We start from the raw sequence: 15880 nt of genomic DNA, 5'->3' as shown, positions 1-15880 counted from the left end.
CTCCTTACTAAAATCGATATACGAGCCCATACATGATGAACATATTAATAACAAAAATGGTAATAGCAATTGGTGCTTGGGCTTTAATTACCGCATTTTTATCTTTTAATTCTAATAGCATCGCTGGTACAATATTAAAATTTGCAGCCATTGGTGTTATCAATGTACCGCAGTACCCTGCAAACATTCCAAGCGCGGCCATGATCGCTGGATTACCACCATGCATTTGAACGATAAGCGGTAAACCAATTCCTCCTGTAATAACAGCAAATGCGGCAAAGGCATTCCCCATTACAACTGTAAACAACATCATACCTAAACAATATGCCATAACAGCAACGAATGGATACTCTGTCGGCAATACTTGTCCTACTAAATCTGAGACAACTTGACCCACACCAGACTTTGCAAAAATACCGCCAAGCGCAGCTAACATTTGTGGTAAAATAACTGCCCAGCCGACAGCTTGTAATAATCTGCTTCCCTCTTGTACAGGCGCTGTTATTTTTGCTTTTGTGATTCCCATTGCTGCTACAAAAGCAAGCAATGCCCCAAGAGCTAATGCAATTAATGTGACTTTCTCAGGATCAACAAGAAATACATTTCCAAACTTTAGCTTTCCTAAAGTTAAAGTACCAATAATCGTAAAAATAGGAATTAAAATAGCGGGCATAAAAATTTTATTTCTCAGTTTTTCTGCATGTTTCACTCGTTCTTCAGTAGGTGCTTCTTTTTCATTGGACTTCGTTACTTTATTCAATGATGCTAAAATGACCATTGCTAATACAATACAACCGATATAAAATGATGGAATCATATTTCCAAATAAAAATGTAATAGAAAATAATGCCCAAAATAGACTAGAACCAAAGCGATTTGGATGTTGACGATCAAAAGCGACACGAATCGCGACAAAGGCAACAATAATACCTAATAAATAATAGATTGTATCAAGTGTAATAATATTCATCCTATATCGCCTCCTTTTGTTGGCTTTCTTCTTTTTTCATCGTTTTTTCAATATACTTATCGAATTGTTTAAAACGAATCCAACTTACAATAAAAGCTGAGATTGCCGTAGGAATTCCCCAAAGCGCCATATCCCACACACCAACATGCATTCCTACAGAATCAAAGAATCCTTTCATTAATAGAATCGCTCCTGTTGCGATAAAAATATCTTCACCAAAAAACCATGCCGTATTTTCAGCTGCCGCTGCATTCGCTTTAATCTTTTCTTTTAATTTTTCTGGTAGTTTTCCATAACGTCCATGAGCTGCACCTTCTGCCATCGGTGCAACAAGAGGCCTTACTGTTTGAGCATGTCCCCCAATATTTAGTCCTACAGCTGCCGAAGCCTCACGAATTGTAAAATATGACATTAATACTCTACCAGTCGTTGCTCCCTTAGATTTTGATATCAATGCTTCTGCACGTTCCTTCAGTCCATATCGTTCTAAAATTCCAATTACAGGCAAAGTTAATAATATTGGCATAGACATATATCGGTTTTCTATAAAAAATTTCCCAAACATACTTATGACATCATAAAAACTCATCCCCGCAACCATACCAGTAACAATTCCTGCAACCATTACAACCAATAACGTATTAAGGCGAAATAAAAATCCAACAGCTACAAGCAATATTCCAATTAGTTTCAACATCTATGTATCTCCTCCTTATTCTACTTTGGTGCACAAATAGAAATATCATTTAATCTAAATGTTCTGTATATTCTTTCTGCAAATTGAACTGCATGCTCACCATCACCGTGTATGCAAATTGTTTGTGCATCGATATTGATAATCTTTCCACCAACTGCTTTTACATTTCTTTCCTTTACCATCTGCAACACTTGTTCAATTGCTATATCTTCATTTTTTATGAGTGCATTTTCTTCTGTTCGGCTTGTTAATGTTCCATCTAATTGATACGTACGATCGGCAAATGCTTCCTGCACGAGTTTCAGTTCATATTTTTCAGCTGCTTGTATAAATTTACTTTTCGCTAATCCATACAGAAATAAATCTGGATTTATATGATAAATTGCTTTTGCAATTGCATCCGCAATCTCTTGATCAGTGGCTGCCATATTATAAAGTGCACCGTGCGGTTTTACATGGTGCATCCTTCCTCCTGCCGCTCTTATAAATCCATCTAATGCCCCTATTTGATATAAAGCATAATCATAGACCTCTTCTGGCGAAATATACATCATTCTTCTACCAAATCCAATTAAGTCCGGAAATCCTGGATGTGCTCCTATTTCCACATTGTGGTACAACGCTTTTTCAACAGTTTGACGCATGACAGTTGGATCACCAGCATGAAAACCGCATGCAATATTTACTGATGAAACAAACGGAAGAATTTTATCATCGTTTCCTATCTTATATGCACCAAAGCCTTCTCCTAAATCACAATTTAAGTCAACGGTAACCATACGCTATCTCTCCTCCTGCTTTACGCTTGTAAAGCGATGAACTTCTTTAATAGATTCATATTTTGTTCTTGCTCGATGTAAAGCTCCGTCGCTTCTGTTATAGAAGTCTTTGCAAACGTGACATAATCACCTGGTTTCAATTGCGCAAGAATAGGTAAATCAACTGATATGACATTACCAATTAACGGATATCCACCTGTCGTTTGTCTATCTGCCATTAAGATGATTGGATGACCACCAGATGGCACTTGAATTGTTCCAAATGTAACTGCACTTGATAGAATCTCAGATTGTTCTATTCTTTTTAATTTTTCACCTTCAAATCGATAGCCCATACGGTCAGCATAATTGGAAACTTTATATTCCTTTGTAAAAAACGACTCTAAACTCTCACTCTTAAATTGATCCCATTCAAAACCTGGAATAACACGAATGATTGGGCTGCGACTATATTTGGGTAGAACATGATTACATATACCCCAACGTGTTTCTATTCTGTCTTCATCCATCAATTTCTTTATCATACAAGTAGCAAATTTTGATGGTGTACCAATTTGAAAAAGGTCGCCCTTTTTAAGCGCTCGTCCTTCTAGTCCACCTATAGCTGCTTTTACATATGTACTTTTGCTTCCCATACTACTTGCAACATCAATTCCACCTGCAAATGTCACATATGTCCTACACCCAAACTGCGTCTTCCTGAAGCAAAGCATGCTACCTTCTTTCGCTAAAACTGGTCGCCACAATGGAATGGGTTCTCCGTTTAACAGAGGCTCCATATTCGCACCACCAATTGCTAGCAATGTCGTTTTCTTTATAAGAAGCTTTGGTCCCATCATTGTAATTTCTAATCCAGCTTCATTCTCTTCATTTCCAACTAACATATTTATCATTCTTAATGCTGTCTGATCCATAGCACCGCCAACAGGCACGCCATATTGTTGATAGTGATATCTTCCTAAATCTTGAACAGTTGTAAACATCCCAGCATGTAAAACCTCAACATTCATTTCCTAGCTCCCTCCATAACCAGGTACTCTTCCTCTGTTATTGGGATAAAACGTAAATACATTCCGCTCTGCACATATGTAGGCTTTTCTTCATTTGGCTGAAACAACGCAATCGGTGTTCGGCCAATAATATTCCAGCCGCCTGGTGTTTCTAATGGATATATTCCAGTTTGACTTCCACCAATTCCAACTGAACCAGGTGTTATTTGTAGACGTGGTGTTTGTTTTCTAGGTGTTTCTAGCTCTTTGGGCATACCACCCAAATACGGAAAGCCTGGTGTAAATCCTAACATATAAACAAAATAAGTCACTTCACTATGAAGACGAATCACCTCATTTGCACATAACCCATGATACGCCGCAACTTCTTCTAAATCAGGTCCATATTTCCCGCCATAACAAACTGGAATTGAAATACAATCATATTGTTTTTGTGTTTTATTTTGATTATGACTAAACAATCGATTCATGTATTCACATACAAACTCATACGGTACTACCTTTCTTTCATTTTTCCTCCATAACTTATATACATCATAGTAAACCGTTAAAGAAGTAAAAGAAGGTACACACTCAACCATTCCAAGAAATGGATTTCCCTTTAATAGTCGATGTAAATTTTGCACATTTTCATATATATCCAAATCAATTTTTTCTCCAAACGTAACAACAACTGCTTGATCCCCTAGTGCTGAAAATTTCATCATATACCTTCCTTTTCACCTATCCAGCCAAGTTCTTTCGAAATTTGATGCGCTGTTTCTTTTACTTTTGTAATAAAGTTTGGAATTGTCGATTCATTATACTCTATTTCTAATCCCGAAATACTAATACCAGCTATTACACTACCATCACTTGCAAAAATAGGGGCTGCAATTGCAGCTGTATGATTCTCAAGTTCCGAATAACTTATCGTATATCCTTCTCTTTTAGCCTTACATAATAGGCTTTGCAACTCTTGTTTATCCACTATCGTTCCATCTGCAAATCGTTGTAATTGCACTTTCTCTATATACTGCATTTGATCGTCTTCCGAAAAATACGAAAGTAAAATACGCGGACATGCTCCGGCATATAAAGGAGCTCGCCGTCCTATCTCTGTGTATACTCTTACTGGTTGATCTCCATCCATTTTTTCAATATAAATTGCCTCATTCGCATCTTGAATAATTAAATTGACAGCTTGACCAAGAGAGTCTCTAAGCTTTTTCATATATGGCTTTGCAATATTTCGTACTGACAATCGCTTCGAAACGAGTTGACCGAACCTTAAAAATACTAATCCAAGCCTATATGTTCCCCTTGTTGTCTTTTGTAAAAAGCCCATTTCTTCAAGCGAACCAATTAAACGGTATACAGATGTTTTAGGCATTCCCGTCTGATGAACCATTTCCGTTAACGTTAGCTCTTCATGTCCATAAAATAGTTCTAAAATATCCATCGTCTTTACTGCCGTTTTATTTACACTCATCTTAGCTCCCCTAAGTTCCGTAATTCGGAACAATAATTCCGTTTTTTGAAACAAATATATAATTTAAAATTATAAAATATTCTTTCTATTTAAACAATATTTTTCTCAAATAAAAAAAGCATTGAAAGTAAAATTCAATGCTTTTTTAACGCGTATACGTAAACTCTCTCTTTAATGCAATGCTCTCACTTGTTGCAACGGCCAAAATACCGCTTCACCTTTTCCGACAATTTGATCTTCAGAAACAAAACCAAACATGCGACTATCTTTTGAAACTTGACGATTATCTCCTAACACAAACACTTGACCTTCTGGAACTTTTGTTTTCCCAGTTTTTTGTTCTAATGTAAAATCAGGAGTTAATTTCCCTTTCGATACCTCGTCCTTATAATCTGCTAAATATGGTTCATCAACCGCTTTTCCATTCACGTACAATACGTCGTTTTTATATTCAATCGTATCTCCTGGTAAGCCAATTACTCGCTTCACTAAATCATATCCTTCTTTTCCATGAAAAACAATAATATCAAAACGATTTAATCCTTGTACATTAAAACCAATTTTATTTACAAGTACACGCTCGTTATTTTCTAAAGTAGGCATCATAGACTCACCTTGTACGAGTGAAGGAGTAAATAAAATACCACGTACAATTAAAGCGATTCCTAGTGTAATCCCTATTGTTTTAACCCATGAAACGATTTCTTTTTTCTTGCTTTTCTCCATCTTTTTCCCTCTTCTCTAGTATTATAATGATTTTGTTAATACCACTAGATCTTGTACAGATTTTTGATCTACTTCAGCAAAACAAGATTTACCTTCTCGGACTGCAGTACCAACATGTGCTTCTGAAATTCCTGTTTCGTTCAATAGTCGCTTTATATTTTCTTTTGTCACACCACTTCCAACAATGAGCTGAATATCCCCTTTACTTACTCTTTGCATTTCATGAAGTACAGGTATATTTTCCTCTATCGTCCCTTGACCACCAGAAGTTAAAATATGAGTTATCTTTTCAAAATTACGTAATGTTTTAACTGCACCAATAAGATCATCCACTTCATCTATCGCACGATGAAATGTGATATTAATCCCATCTACAACAGATAATAAATTAGCTAATTTTTTTTCATCAACTTGATTCTGCTCATTTAATACACCTAAAACAACACCTGCTGCACCAAGTTCTTGTGCAATTAAAATATCTTCTTTCATCATTTCGATTTCTTCTGTTGTATATATAAATGACTTAGCATGGGGACGAATCATAACATGGATAGGTATGTTTGCTGCTTTCACCGCTTTTTTTATAAAAGCATAACTTGGCGTTAATCCACCTTCTGTATATGCTGAAATTAACTCAATTCGATTTCCACCAGCTTTTTCAATTTGCTTCACATCTTCTAAACAAGTTGCAATGACTTCGAGCATGAAACTACCTCTTTTCGTACTTTTTCCACATTATTATACCGCAGCATAAATAAGAAACCTAGGTTTCTCATATAAAACATAAAAAAAGGAATTGAAAAGAAAGATTTCGAAACTCCTTAACAGATTCATTATTTTCTCAAAATTGTTAGGTTTATCACATGAAGTCTGTGAATTCTATAAAGCAGTTAATCTTCCTAGAAAATATCGGATAACTTCCACGCCTCATTTAAACCATCAAATATTATCGTACAAATAAATCTTATGTTGAGAAAAACAAAAATCCCTTTCATTTATTTCCATATTCTTTATATTTCTGTTATTCTTGTAATATAATTCTAAATTTTACCACAAATTATACAAGGGGGCTCATTATACGATGAATATGAAAGTTACAACATTGACAGCAGCAACTGTCGCAGTCACTTCTCTTCTCCCATCAATTACTGAAGCGGATATGAAAACAGCTGCTGTACAACCAAAAAACAACGTAAAAATCGGATATGTAAAACTTGATAAAGTCCAACTATATCAAGAAAATACAACAAATGGTGATTCCCTTGGCAGTATTTCATACAATACACCTGTTACCATTCTCGAAACTACACGTGACTGGTATAAAGTAAACGCTCAAAACAAAATTGGTTACATACAAAAATCTAATTTGTCGTTGACAAAATTAAATCAACAGCGTAACCAACATATCGTAAATGCAAGCGCTTTAAACCTTCGTTCAGAACCAAGTATACAATCATCCATCCTTGACGTATTACCAAACGGGACATTTATCTCCGTTCAAGAAACACTTAATGACTGGTATCTCATCTCTTACAACGGAAAAATAGGATATGTAAAAAAAGAATTTGTATCACATAACTCACAACCATTCGTTAAAGGAATCACTATACAAAATAATTCTTATTATGTTGCAACGCCTAAACTAAGGGTAAGAAATGGTGCAGGAACAAATACTGCTGTTATTGGTTCCTTGCAAAATGGGACACAAATACAAGTAGTAGGCACAGTAGGTACATGGTATAAAATTCGTTTTGGCTCTGGATATGGATATGTTGCAAAGCAATATGTATTACAAAATAAACAACAAGAACAGTCTGCGTCACCTTCAATACCTGCTGTTTTTAAATTTCCAACACAAGGACAAGTTAGCTCAAACTTCGAAGTCAGATGGGGGCAAATGCATTATGGTGTCGATTTTACGGCAACTGGAGATAAGCCTATTCGTGCTGCAGCTGCTGGAAAAGTTATCAAATCCTACTATTCTAGCAGCTACGGAAACGTCGTATTCGTCACTCATTACATAAAAGGAAAATTATATACAACTGTTTATGCACATATGAAAAACCGATCTGTACAAGCTGGAGATCGCGTTCAAACTGGACAAGTGTTGGGGCAGATGGGGAATACTGGACATTCAACTGGGCAACATCTTCATTTCGAATTACATAATGGGGAATGGAATTTTGAAAAAACAAATGCCGTTGATCCACTTCCTTACTTAGTACGGTAACATCTTATGCTACGTAATATTCCATTACTCATTGAATACCTAGCTTTTTTCGGCCTAATCTGTTGTTTCATTATTTATGATACAAATGTAATTTTTTTAAGTATGCTCATCCTATTTGTATGCTGTGAAATATTGCGAGAGGTATATAAAATACGATTAAGAAAACACATTTCTCATCTATTTACATCACTCATTATTATCGTTTGTCTAATCACTAATTTAAAGATTGATGGTCTATTTATATCAAGTATGTTCCCTATATTTTTTATAAGCGTTCTCCTTATCGTATCCCAATATATCTATGTACCTGAACATCACAAGAAAGAAGATAAAGGGGTAAAGATTGTATAGTCTTTTCCGACATATACGTCCATACAAAAAGCCACTTTTGAAATAATGATTCAAAAGTGGTTTTCTCTGCACAAATCATTTCGTTTTTATCCCGCATTAACGGACAGTAACACTCCCGCCTCAAAATTCAGTAAAAGCAAAGAAGTTAGGTGGGAGATGAACTGTCCGTAAAATCCCGATTGGTGAGGGCTGATAATCAGTGGGGATAGCCCCCACTGATTAAAGTTTTACTTTATAACTCCATACGATTTAAAATATCTTTTAATGCCTTTAACTCTTCAACCGTCAATGTAACACCTTTTCCCATTTTGTCATGCTCTGGTGCCCAATCACGCAGATCATATTTTGGCTCTTTTCCGTTCCAACTGATTAAATTGAGCTCTTTATTCCAGCCTTTAGGTGACTGTGATAAAGTTCCAAAAATTTCTTTAATATCAAATTTAATTTCCGCCACTGTTATTCCCCCTTTAAAGTATATATTCCCTATTTAGATCTCCTACATTCTCTCATATCTATATCGATAGGGCTAATTTCCCACACATCTACCTCTGATTCATTATGAACTATACTGATTGTTTGAACTTAGCAGAATACCCTCAGCAATTCATCTTTCACTATAAAAAGGCTCGGTGTATACCGAAGCCTTTTTTCATACTTACCGTTTATCAATTTTTGCAGCAATCCTATTCCCAATGAATTGAACAGATTGAACGAGAATAACAAGCAAAAGTACCGTAACAATCATAACGTCTGTTTGAAAACGATAATATCCAAAACGAATTGCTAAATCGCCGACACCGCCTCCGCCAACAACACCTGCCATGGCTGAGTAGGAAATAAAACTTACTGTTAAAACTGTTAAGCTTAATACAAGGCCTGAACGCGCTTCAACGAGCAATACTTTCCACACAATTTGCAGTGGCGTCGCTCCCATTGCCTCAGCAGCTTCAATTACACCTTTTGGAACCTCGCGTAATGCTTGCTCTACGAGTCTCGCAAAATAGGGAATGGCTGCTACTGATAAAGGAATCGTTGCAGCGATTGGACCAATTGTAGTTCCTAATAAGGTTCTTGTAAGTGGTACAAGAGCCACTAGTAAAATGATAAATGGAAATGAGCGAATAATATTTACAATGCCGTTTAAAATACGATGGACAATATTTTGTTCCAAAATTTGTCCTTTACTTGTAAAATATAAAATTACACCTAAAGGAACACCTAAAATAATTGCTGCTCCAACTGAAAGTCCAACCATTAATAATGTTTGTAAAAGTGATGTCCAAATCTCTGGAAGCAGTGGGATAACATTATTGAACATGTGCAATGCCCCTCTCTTGTTCTACACCTAATAGAAGTTTTGCAATTTCTGTTGTTGGTTTTAGATGTTGGTCACGTAAGTGGAAAGATTCAACAACTTCTCCTTCTTCCATCACCGCTACTTTATTACAAATTTGTTTAATTACATTCATTTCATGCGTTACAATTACGATTGTAACTCCTAACTCTTTATTTATCTTTTGTAAAAATTGCAAAATAGATCGTGTCGTTTTCGGATCGAGTGCCGATGTCGGTTCATCACAAAGCAATACCTTGGGATCATTTGCTAATGCACGAGCAATCGCAACACGCTGTTTTTGTCCACCACTTAGTTGAGAAGGAAAATGATGCGCTTTATCACTTAAGCCAACAATCTCCAAACACTCTCTTACACGTTTTTCTCTCTCTTCTTTTGAAACTGATTTCAATTCTAATGGTAAAGCAATATTATCCGATACGTTTTTATTATGAAGAAGATGAAAATGCTGAAAAATCATACCAATTGACTGTCTTGCTGTTCGTAAATCTTTCTTGGATAACTTTGTTAAATCTTTTCCATTTACAATAACTGCACCTGAATCCGGTTTTTCCAATAAATTCATTGTACGTAATAATGTAGACTTTCCAGCACCACTTAATCCAGCAATTCCATATATATCATGTTCCTCAATTTGCAAAGAGACTGATTTTACACCGTGAAATAAACCTTCTTTCGTCTGAAACGTTTTATTGATATCGCGTAACGTTATCATTTGCCCTCACTCCTTTTCAATTGATTTAAAAGCATCATCTGCTAGTAATGAGAGTGTTATATCATCCATCGGTGGATTGTGTAAACCAGCGCGAACATTTAAATAATAGCGGTGCAGTGGATTCTTTTCAGATAAGCTTTTTGCCCCTACAATTCTCATTGCCTTATCAACAATTGATATCGCCGCATTCGTCGCAATATATTTCGCTGCTGCTAATTCCGCTTGTAAAGATTGTTTATTTTCCACCTCATCATATTTTTTCGCAACTTGGTATAAAAAAGTACGAGCTTGCAAGAGTTCCAGCTCTAATTCGCCTACTAATCTTCTAACGTTTGGAAGCAAACTAATTGGGTGATTTAAACTATTCGGTTGATATGCTTTCGCAAAATCAATCGCATAATTTCTTGCAGCCTGCGCAATCCCTAAATAACATGCTGGTATATGAAGTAACCATCCAATTCCTTTCGGTTTCGCCTGTGAACCTTTTACATCTGTAAAAAATTTATGCGGGATTTCAACATTCTGTAATACAAGATCATGGCTAGCCGTTCCACGCATCGCAACACTATCCCATGTCTCTTCAATCAACACACCCTTTTCGTGTCTTGGAATCACAAATTCTCCTATCTCATCTCGCCCTTCAATGCTTGCAGATATGATGAAATAATCAAGTACTGGCGCCATCGTTGTGAACGTTTTTCTTCCGTTTATAATCCACTTATCGCCTTTTTGTACAGCTAATGTTTCTGGTTTTCCTCCCCGAGTAGGACTCCCTGTCTTCGGTTCAGTTGCCGCCCTGTTAAAAAGGGCGCCTTTTTTTACTTCTTCACAAAACCAAGAAAACATCTCAGGTTTCCATGAGCGATTTTCCGCAAGTTCCTTCACAATTCCAAGATGCCATCCAATAGACAAAGCTGTTGCTCCATCTCCCTCTGCAATCTTCTCTTGAAATAAAACAAAATCATATAATGAAATTGCCTTCCCACCAAAATCCTTCGGAAGAGTTAACTTTGTATAACCAATACTTTGTAAGTCTTTAATATTTTCAAAAGGAAAAGAGCCTAGTTCGCTCAGTTGATGTTCCCTTCCTGCAAATTGCGGAATGAATTCTGTTATCTTCTCCAATACGAGAACTTGTTCTTCTGTTTCTATAAATGATAATGTCATGTCAAGATCTCCTTTACTTTAAGTAGTCAGGAAGCACAAACCCTTCAAATTGTTCTTCAGACTGAATCATCTTTTTGAACTCTGGTGAATGGTATGCTTCAATTAAATCTTTTGCAAATTGTTTTTCTTTATCTTCATCACGAACCGTAACAATAATTCTATGTTGTGATGGTGTTTTTTCTAATTCCAGTGCCTCTTTTAACTTATGTCCAGATGAAATGACAAGATTTCCGTTAATAATGCCGTAATCTAAATCTTTCATTGCCCTTGGGATTTGTGGTGATTCAAGTGGTACTAATTTGAAATCTTTCTTTTTAAACGTTATATCTTTTTCGGAAATTGTTAAAATATTTACATTTCCTTTTAATTTCACCCAGCCAATCCCTTCTAAAATACGTAATGCCCGTTCTAAATTAACTGGATCATTTGGTACCCCAATCTTCATTCCATCTTTCAAATCATCTAATGATTTATGTTTTTCAGAGTATACACCTTGAGGTGCTGATGGAACTTGAATAATACTTGAAATTTTCGCATTATTTTCTTTTGCGTAAGACTTCATAAAAGCAGTACTTTGAAATATATTTGCATCAATATCCTTATTCGTTAATGCTGGATTTGTTTCGTTTGGTGAATTAAACTCAACAATTTTAATTTTGTATCCCTTTTTCTCTAAGTACGGTTGTACCGCTTTTTTCACTTGATCACTGTACGGACCAGGTGTAAAACCTAAACGAATTTCTTTTTGATCGCCCCCTGATGTCTGCGTGCAACCCGTAATGATAAATAAACTACATACAATACTTACAAGTGCAAAAAATAAACGTTTCATCCCTTCTCCTCCTACTAAAAAACAACCTTACATATTAAGAAGGTTGTCATCTCTTTTCCTTCTTATCTACTCGGAATTAGCACCTTTTTTATTACAGATAGGTTGCTGAAGCTTCATTGGGCCGTTCCCTCCACTTCTCTCGATAAGATTATATTTGATTATGCATTCTATTGTGTCACTATTCCGATGAAAATACAAGGTTTTTATTGAAAGTTTTTTCTATAATTTGTAAAGTTATAGAAAATCCAAAGCATATTTGCATAAAAAAGGATAGACTCCGTAGAACCATTCTACCTTTGTCTATCCTTTTCTTTATTTTTTAATCACCTTTCAATATACGCAAAGGTAACGATGCAACATATCCAATATAAGAACATAATTCTTTAAAGAAAAATGGAATTTCCGTATCTAATGTTTTATATGCTGATGTTGGCGTTGGTGATGCATATGCATCTATCCCAATATGCTTCGCTATTCTCATCGCTCGCTTCATATGAAGAGGATCACTTACAATCGTATACGTATGTAAGCCATTATCAATTCCAACCTGTTTCGCATTCTTTAAATTATCTTCTGTAAAACGCGACTGTGTTTCAATTAATATATCTTCATCCTTTACGTTATGCTTTAATGCATACGCTTTCGCAGTACGTGCTTCTTCCTGCTCTGCTTCAAATTTAGTACCACCTGTAAAAATAATTTTTTTAATACTTCCATTCTTATACAAAGAAATCGCATGATTGATTCTTTCACGAAATACAGGAGATGGTTTTCCGTTCCAAGAAGCTGCTCCTAGTACAATAGCAGCATCTGTATCCACCTCATCCGTTTTAAAGCGATAACTCCAAATATCGTAAGCTGCATAACTTACAAATAGAATGATAGAACTAACCATGAGCAAGAACACTTGCAAGACTCTTCTTTTTTTACTTTTCTTATTTTGTTTCATTTGTACTGGCCCCCGTGCATTATCCATACTTCTAAAAAATAATCTATTTTAAATCATTATATTTGAGTTCATTTGAAAGAAGGCACTTTTCTCAACAATTGATTCGTGCTATAAAGGGTTTTCATTCAAATAGAGGATTTTTAATTTACTATTTTTTGTGGTGCATATTTTATGAATTTAATTTATGTACAAAATTTCTCATACAACTCCATTGTAACGAATTTTTTCACAGAAGGGAATGATGAAACAAAAGTATATAAAAGAAGTAATCATTTTGTAAGAAAAAGAGGTATATTTTCCCCCTCTTAGGGACGTATACCTCTTCCACTTCACTTTACAATCCAATATTTCATATGTTGTTCTTCAAGCACACATGTAAAACCGGCTTTTTCTAACACTCTACTTGAAGCGGCATTACTCGTTAAACAATCTGCTTGAATTGTTTGTACTTCTTCATTCCGTTCTAACCATTCAACGAAAGCTTTTGCCATTTCAGTCGCATAACCCTTCCCTTGATATTCTGGTACAATACTATATCCGATCTCTACTGTACCAGTTGAATCGGGCGCACCTTTACAACCCATATCACCAATAATAACATTATCTTCCTTATGAACAATCAGTCCACTCCACTTACTTTGTTCCGGATTTTTCCGTAAGCCTTCAGCAACCCATGGTAAAATATCTTTATAATCAGGCATTGGCCATTCTAAAGATATTTTATATGGTATGATTTCTTGCAGCTCTTCTCTGCCTTTTATCGTTGCCTCAACAAGTTCTAATGTAAAAGGAATCATCTTTAGTCTTTTTGTTTCAATATTTGTCATGTTTGCCTCCTATTTATACAGGTCCATTTTGTGCAGTAATCGATCTTTCACGATTGGCCACTCGCTTGCAATGATGCTATATACTACCGCATCCCTTATATAACCGCTTGGTAACCTTCTCTCATTTCGTAATATCCCTTCTTTTACTGCACCTAGCCGTTCAATTGCTCGTTGTGCTTTTTCATTTCGCAATTCTGTTTTTATTTGCACGCGCAGCATTTGCAATTCTTCAAACGCATACTGCAATAACATGTACTTACATTCCGTATTTACACTCGTTCTCTGTACACTCGGATGATACCACGTTTGGCCAAGCTCGGCAGTCTTACTTTCTGTTGATATATTGTACAAACGTGTACTGCCGACAACTTTATTCGTTTTTTGATCTACCACAACGAATGGTAAATCTTTTCCCTGTTCATATCGTTTTACCGCCGTTTCAACATATCGCTGCATATCTTCATAACTGTCCATTTTAGCTATTAAATACGTCCATATTTCTTTATTCCCTTCCACAATTGAAAATAATTTTTCTACATCATTTGTATCTATTAATCGTAACATTGCTCGTTCATTTGTTATTTGCATGAACAATTCCCCTTTTCTATGTATCTAGCTGTATTATAATTAAAAATGCACCATCTATCAAAATATTTAAAATTTATTTTCTATCACTTAAAATCCAATAATACAGAAAAAAAGACTCACTTTTATAACATTAACGGGTTCGGTTTTCGAGTACAAAACACGAAATAGCATACTAATTAACAGACCAAATCACATCTGATTTGGTCTGTTCTTATTCCTTGTTATATCAACGTTTATCTGTTTTTAACATATAAATTAGCATAAGGAATAACACCCCAAATAACATGTTGACAATAGCTATTGTCAACGCGTTAAATACTATGTTAATTATAATGCTATTTGCTATGTTAATTTTGATAAATCAAAAGGGTAATTGTAATTTTATGTTAAAATGAATATAGAAAATGTGAAGAAATGTACTTAGATTAATGAGGCAGTTATCTTGAACAAAGGGAGTGAGGAATTGGACGAAAAGAAACTATTAAAATTAGTTTTAGAAATTCAAGAGCTACAAGATTTTGGGAAAGATTTTGAACATAAACTTACTGTATTTGAAAATAGTGTTCCCTATCCATATGCAAAAGAATTATTTTTTGCTGACTACGGTGCAGAATACATTGTAAAAAGAGCTATTAACCATAAAACTATAAAGTTAGGTGAGTTAAGTAAAGACGAGTTAATTACCTTGGTTCAAAAACTTATGGATGGGGAAGGAGAAGAATGGGAGCTGACAATTTGGTTGGACATGGTTGAATCGTCTGTTGTTGACCCTAAAATAAGTGATTATATTTTCTGGAGCGATGAAGAATTAACCGCCAGAGAAATTATAGACAAAGCATTGGCTTATAAACCATTACAATTATAAAGTGTGTTGCTCCAAGTATAGTTAACGCTCTTTTTTAAGAATGAATTGTGTAAAATCAATATGTTTAGAACTTTGTTTGAGTTTGGTCTTTAATTTTAATTAAGCTAAAGGGTACTCTAATTGAATAAGACAATAAAAGACGCTCAGAGTTTTTTTAACTCTGGGCGTTTTCATATACTAATTATAATGTGATTTTGCAGGTCAATTCGGTTTCTAATTTTATTGTGAATTTATCTTCTAAATATAATTTTGTACTTCAAAACTGAACCCGTTATTTGAACTGTACCCTATAAAATGGACAGTTTAATAAAAAGACCTTTAAAAATTAGGCACTTAAAAGATGGTTCCG

At 35.2% G+C, this 15880-nt stretch carries 18 protein-coding genes and 1 riboswitch; of the genes, 2 read left to right on the top strand and 16 right to left on the bottom strand.

Features of this window, described 5'->3' with window-relative positions:
• Positions 1–7: 7 nt before the first annotated feature.
• The 8 genes from JDS96_RS22690 to JDS96_RS22655 all read right to left on the bottom strand — a co-directional run bounded on the left by JDS96_RS22690 (position 8) and on the right by JDS96_RS22655 (position 6358).
• The gene (locus JDS96_RS22690) at positions 8–970 is read right to left on the bottom strand and encodes a DUF979 domain-containing protein (RefSeq protein ID WP_003198510.1); all 963 of its coding nucleotides are present in this window, start codon (positions 968–970) and stop codon (positions 8–10) included.
• A gap of 1 nt (position 971) precedes the next feature.
• Positions 972–1667, bottom strand: coding sequence for a DUF969 domain-containing protein (locus JDS96_RS22685; protein WP_003198508.1), 696 nt, complete (start codon positions 1665–1667; stop codon positions 972–974).
• 20 nt (positions 1668–1687) lie between these two features.
• On the bottom strand, positions 1688–2446 hold the full coding sequence (gene pxpA / locus JDS96_RS22680) for a 5-oxoprolinase subunit PxpA (RefSeq protein WP_199668077.1): 759 nt from the start codon (positions 2444–2446) through the stop codon (positions 1688–1690).
• Positions 2447–2466: 20 nt separating this feature from the next.
• Positions 2467–3456 (bottom strand): 5-oxoprolinase subunit C family protein, encoded by a 990-nt coding sequence (locus JDS96_RS22675; RefSeq protein ID WP_199668076.1) that lies wholly within the window; start codon positions 3454–3456, stop codon positions 2467–2469.
• The gene (gene pxpB / locus JDS96_RS22670) at positions 3453–4160 is read right to left on the bottom strand and encodes a 5-oxoprolinase subunit PxpB (protein WP_018783126.1); all 708 of its coding nucleotides are present in this window, start codon (positions 4158–4160) and stop codon (positions 3453–3455) included. The genes JDS96_RS22675 and pxpB overlap by 4 nt, the downstream gene beginning before the upstream one ends.
• On the bottom strand, positions 4160–4927 hold the full coding sequence (locus JDS96_RS22665; RefSeq protein WP_199668075.1) for an IclR family transcriptional regulator: 768 nt from the start codon (positions 4925–4927) through the stop codon (positions 4160–4162). The genes pxpB and JDS96_RS22665 overlap by 1 nt, the downstream gene beginning before the upstream one ends.
• Positions 4928–5098: 171 nt before the next feature.
• Positions 5099–5653, bottom strand: a complete 555-nt coding sequence (gene lepB / locus JDS96_RS22660; protein WP_003207624.1) for a signal peptidase I — start codon at positions 5651–5653, stop codon at positions 5099–5101.
• 21 nt (positions 5654–5674) lie between these two features.
• Entirely contained in the window at positions 5675–6358 is a 684-nt protein-coding gene (locus JDS96_RS22655; protein ID WP_199668074.1) for a copper homeostasis protein CutC, read from the bottom strand.
• Between the two features lie 376 nt (positions 6359–6734).
• On the opposite strand from JDS96_RS22655, the gene JDS96_RS22650 reads away from it, so the two are divergent.
• Positions 6735–7883 carry an SH3 domain-containing protein gene (locus JDS96_RS22650; RefSeq protein WP_003198495.1) on the top strand — a complete coding sequence of 383 codons (1149 nt, stop codon included), beginning with the start codon at positions 6735–6737 and terminating at the stop codon, positions 7881–7883.
• A 583-nt stretch (positions 7884–8466) separates the two neighbouring features.
• Here the strand turns inward: JDS96_RS22650 and JDS96_RS22645 are convergent.
• The 8 genes from JDS96_RS22645 to JDS96_RS22610 all read right to left on the bottom strand — a co-directional run bounded on the left by JDS96_RS22645 (position 8467) and on the right by JDS96_RS22610 (position 14666).
• On the bottom strand, positions 8467–8688 hold the full coding sequence (locus tag JDS96_RS22645; protein WP_003198493.1) for a YdbC family protein: 222 nt from the start codon (positions 8686–8688) through the stop codon (positions 8467–8469).
• A gap of 201 nt (positions 8689–8889) precedes the next feature.
• Positions 8890–9552, bottom strand: a complete 663-nt coding sequence (locus JDS96_RS22640; protein WP_199668073.1) for a methionine ABC transporter permease — start codon at positions 9550–9552, stop codon at positions 8890–8892.
• Positions 9542–10303 carry a methionine ABC transporter ATP-binding protein gene (locus JDS96_RS22635; RefSeq protein WP_018783130.1) on the bottom strand — a complete coding sequence of 254 codons (762 nt, stop codon included), beginning with the start codon at positions 10301–10303 and terminating at the stop codon, positions 9542–9544. The genes JDS96_RS22640 and JDS96_RS22635 overlap by 11 nt, the downstream gene beginning before the upstream one ends.
• Positions 10304–10309: 6 nt before the next feature.
• Entirely contained in the window at positions 10310–11470 is a 1161-nt protein-coding gene (locus JDS96_RS22630; protein ID WP_003198488.1) for an acyl-CoA dehydrogenase family protein, read from the bottom strand.
• Between the two features lie 13 nt (positions 11471–11483).
• Positions 11484–12302 (bottom strand): MetQ/NlpA family ABC transporter substrate-binding protein, encoded by an 819-nt coding sequence (locus tag JDS96_RS22625; protein WP_098161544.1) that lies wholly within the window; start codon positions 12300–12302, stop codon positions 11484–11486.
• A gap of 59 nt (positions 12303–12361) precedes the next feature.
• Positions 12362–12451: riboswitch (SAM riboswitch) on the bottom strand.
• A gap of 170 nt (positions 12452–12621) precedes the next feature.
• Positions 12622–13251: a YdcF family protein gene (locus tag JDS96_RS22620; RefSeq protein ID WP_018766823.1), complete on the bottom strand. Its 630-nt coding sequence runs from the start codon at positions 13249–13251 to the stop codon at positions 12622–12624.
• A 329-nt stretch (positions 13252–13580) separates the two neighbouring features.
• Positions 13581–14078: a GNAT family N-acetyltransferase gene (locus JDS96_RS22615; RefSeq protein WP_199668072.1), complete on the bottom strand. Its 498-nt coding sequence runs from the start codon at positions 14076–14078 to the stop codon at positions 13581–13583.
• A gap of 9 nt (positions 14079–14087) precedes the next feature.
• On the bottom strand, positions 14088–14666 hold the full coding sequence (locus JDS96_RS22610; protein WP_199668071.1) for a GNAT family N-acetyltransferase: 579 nt from the start codon (positions 14664–14666) through the stop codon (positions 14088–14090).
• 442 nt (positions 14667–15108) lie between these two features.
• Between JDS96_RS22610 and JDS96_RS22605 the strand changes: the two genes are divergently transcribed.
• Positions 15109–15531, top strand: a complete 423-nt coding sequence (locus JDS96_RS22605; protein WP_199668070.1) for an e9imm peptide — start codon at positions 15109–15111, stop codon at positions 15529–15531.
• The last annotated feature ends 349 nt before the right edge of the window (positions 15532–15880 follow it).

This window comes from Bacillus cereus group sp. N21 (assembly GCF_016483395.1).
Lineage (GTDB): Bacteria > Bacillota > Bacilli > Bacillales > Bacillaceae_G > Bacillus_A > Bacillus_A pseudomycoides.
The sequence above is the reverse complement of the archived record's forward strand: the minus strand, read 5'-3'. Positions and strand labels throughout refer to the sequence as shown.

Bases quoted from the DNA above. Each gene is read 5' to 3' on its own strand.
- JDS96_RS22610 (WP_199668071.1), bottom strand. From the start codon at position 14,666: ATGCAAATAACAAATGAACGAGCAATGTTACGATTAATAGATACAAAT.
- JDS96_RS22615 (WP_199668072.1), bottom strand. From the start codon at position 14,078: ATGACAAATATTGAAACAAAAAGACTAAAGATGATTCCTTTTACATTA.
- JDS96_RS22685 (WP_003198508.1), bottom strand. From the start codon at position 1,667: ATGTTGAAACTAATTGGAATATTGCTTGTAGCTGTTGGATTTTTATTT.
- pxpA (WP_199668077.1), bottom strand. From the start codon at position 2,446: ATGGTTACCGTTGACTTAAATTGTGATTTAGGAGAAGGCTTTGGTGCA.
- JDS96_RS22630 (WP_003198488.1), bottom strand. From the start codon at position 11,470: ATGACATTATCATTTATAGAAACAGAAGAACAAGTTCTCGTATTGGAG.
- JDS96_RS22665 (WP_199668075.1), bottom strand. From the start codon at position 4,927: ATGAGTGTAAATAAAACGGCAGTAAAGACGATGGATATTTTAGAACTA.
- JDS96_RS22690 (WP_003198510.1), bottom strand. From the start codon at position 970: ATGAATATTATTACACTTGATACAATCTATTATTTATTAGGTATTATT.
- JDS96_RS22640 (WP_199668073.1), bottom strand. From the start codon at position 9,552: ATGTTCAATAATGTTATCCCACTGCTTCCAGAGATTTGGACATCACTT.
- JDS96_RS22625 (WP_098161544.1), bottom strand. From the start codon at position 12,302: ATGAAACGTTTATTTTTTGCACTTGTAAGTATTGTATGTAGTTTATTT.
- JDS96_RS22650 (WP_003198495.1), top strand. From the start codon at position 6,735: ATGAATATGAAAGTTACAACATTGACAGCAGCAACTGTCGCAGTCACT.
- JDS96_RS22635 (WP_018783130.1), bottom strand. From the start codon at position 10,303: ATGATAACGTTACGCGATATCAATAAAACGTTTCAGACGAAAGAAGGT.
- JDS96_RS22675 (WP_199668076.1), bottom strand. From the start codon at position 3,456: ATGAATGTTGAGGTTTTACATGCTGGGATGTTTACAACTGTTCAAGAT.
- JDS96_RS22620 (WP_018766823.1), bottom strand. From the start codon at position 13,251: ATGAAACAAAATAAGAAAAGTAAAAAAAGAAGAGTCTTGCAAGTGTTC.
- pxpB (WP_018783126.1), bottom strand. From the start codon at position 4,160: ATGAAATTTTCAGCACTAGGGGATCAAGCAGTTGTTGTTACGTTTGGA.
- JDS96_RS22655 (WP_199668074.1), bottom strand. From the start codon at position 6,358: ATGCTCGAAGTCATTGCAACTTGTTTAGAAGATGTGAAGCAAATTGAA.
- lepB (WP_003207624.1), bottom strand. From the start codon at position 5,653: ATGGAGAAAAGCAAGAAAAAAGAAATCGTTTCATGGGTTAAAACAATA.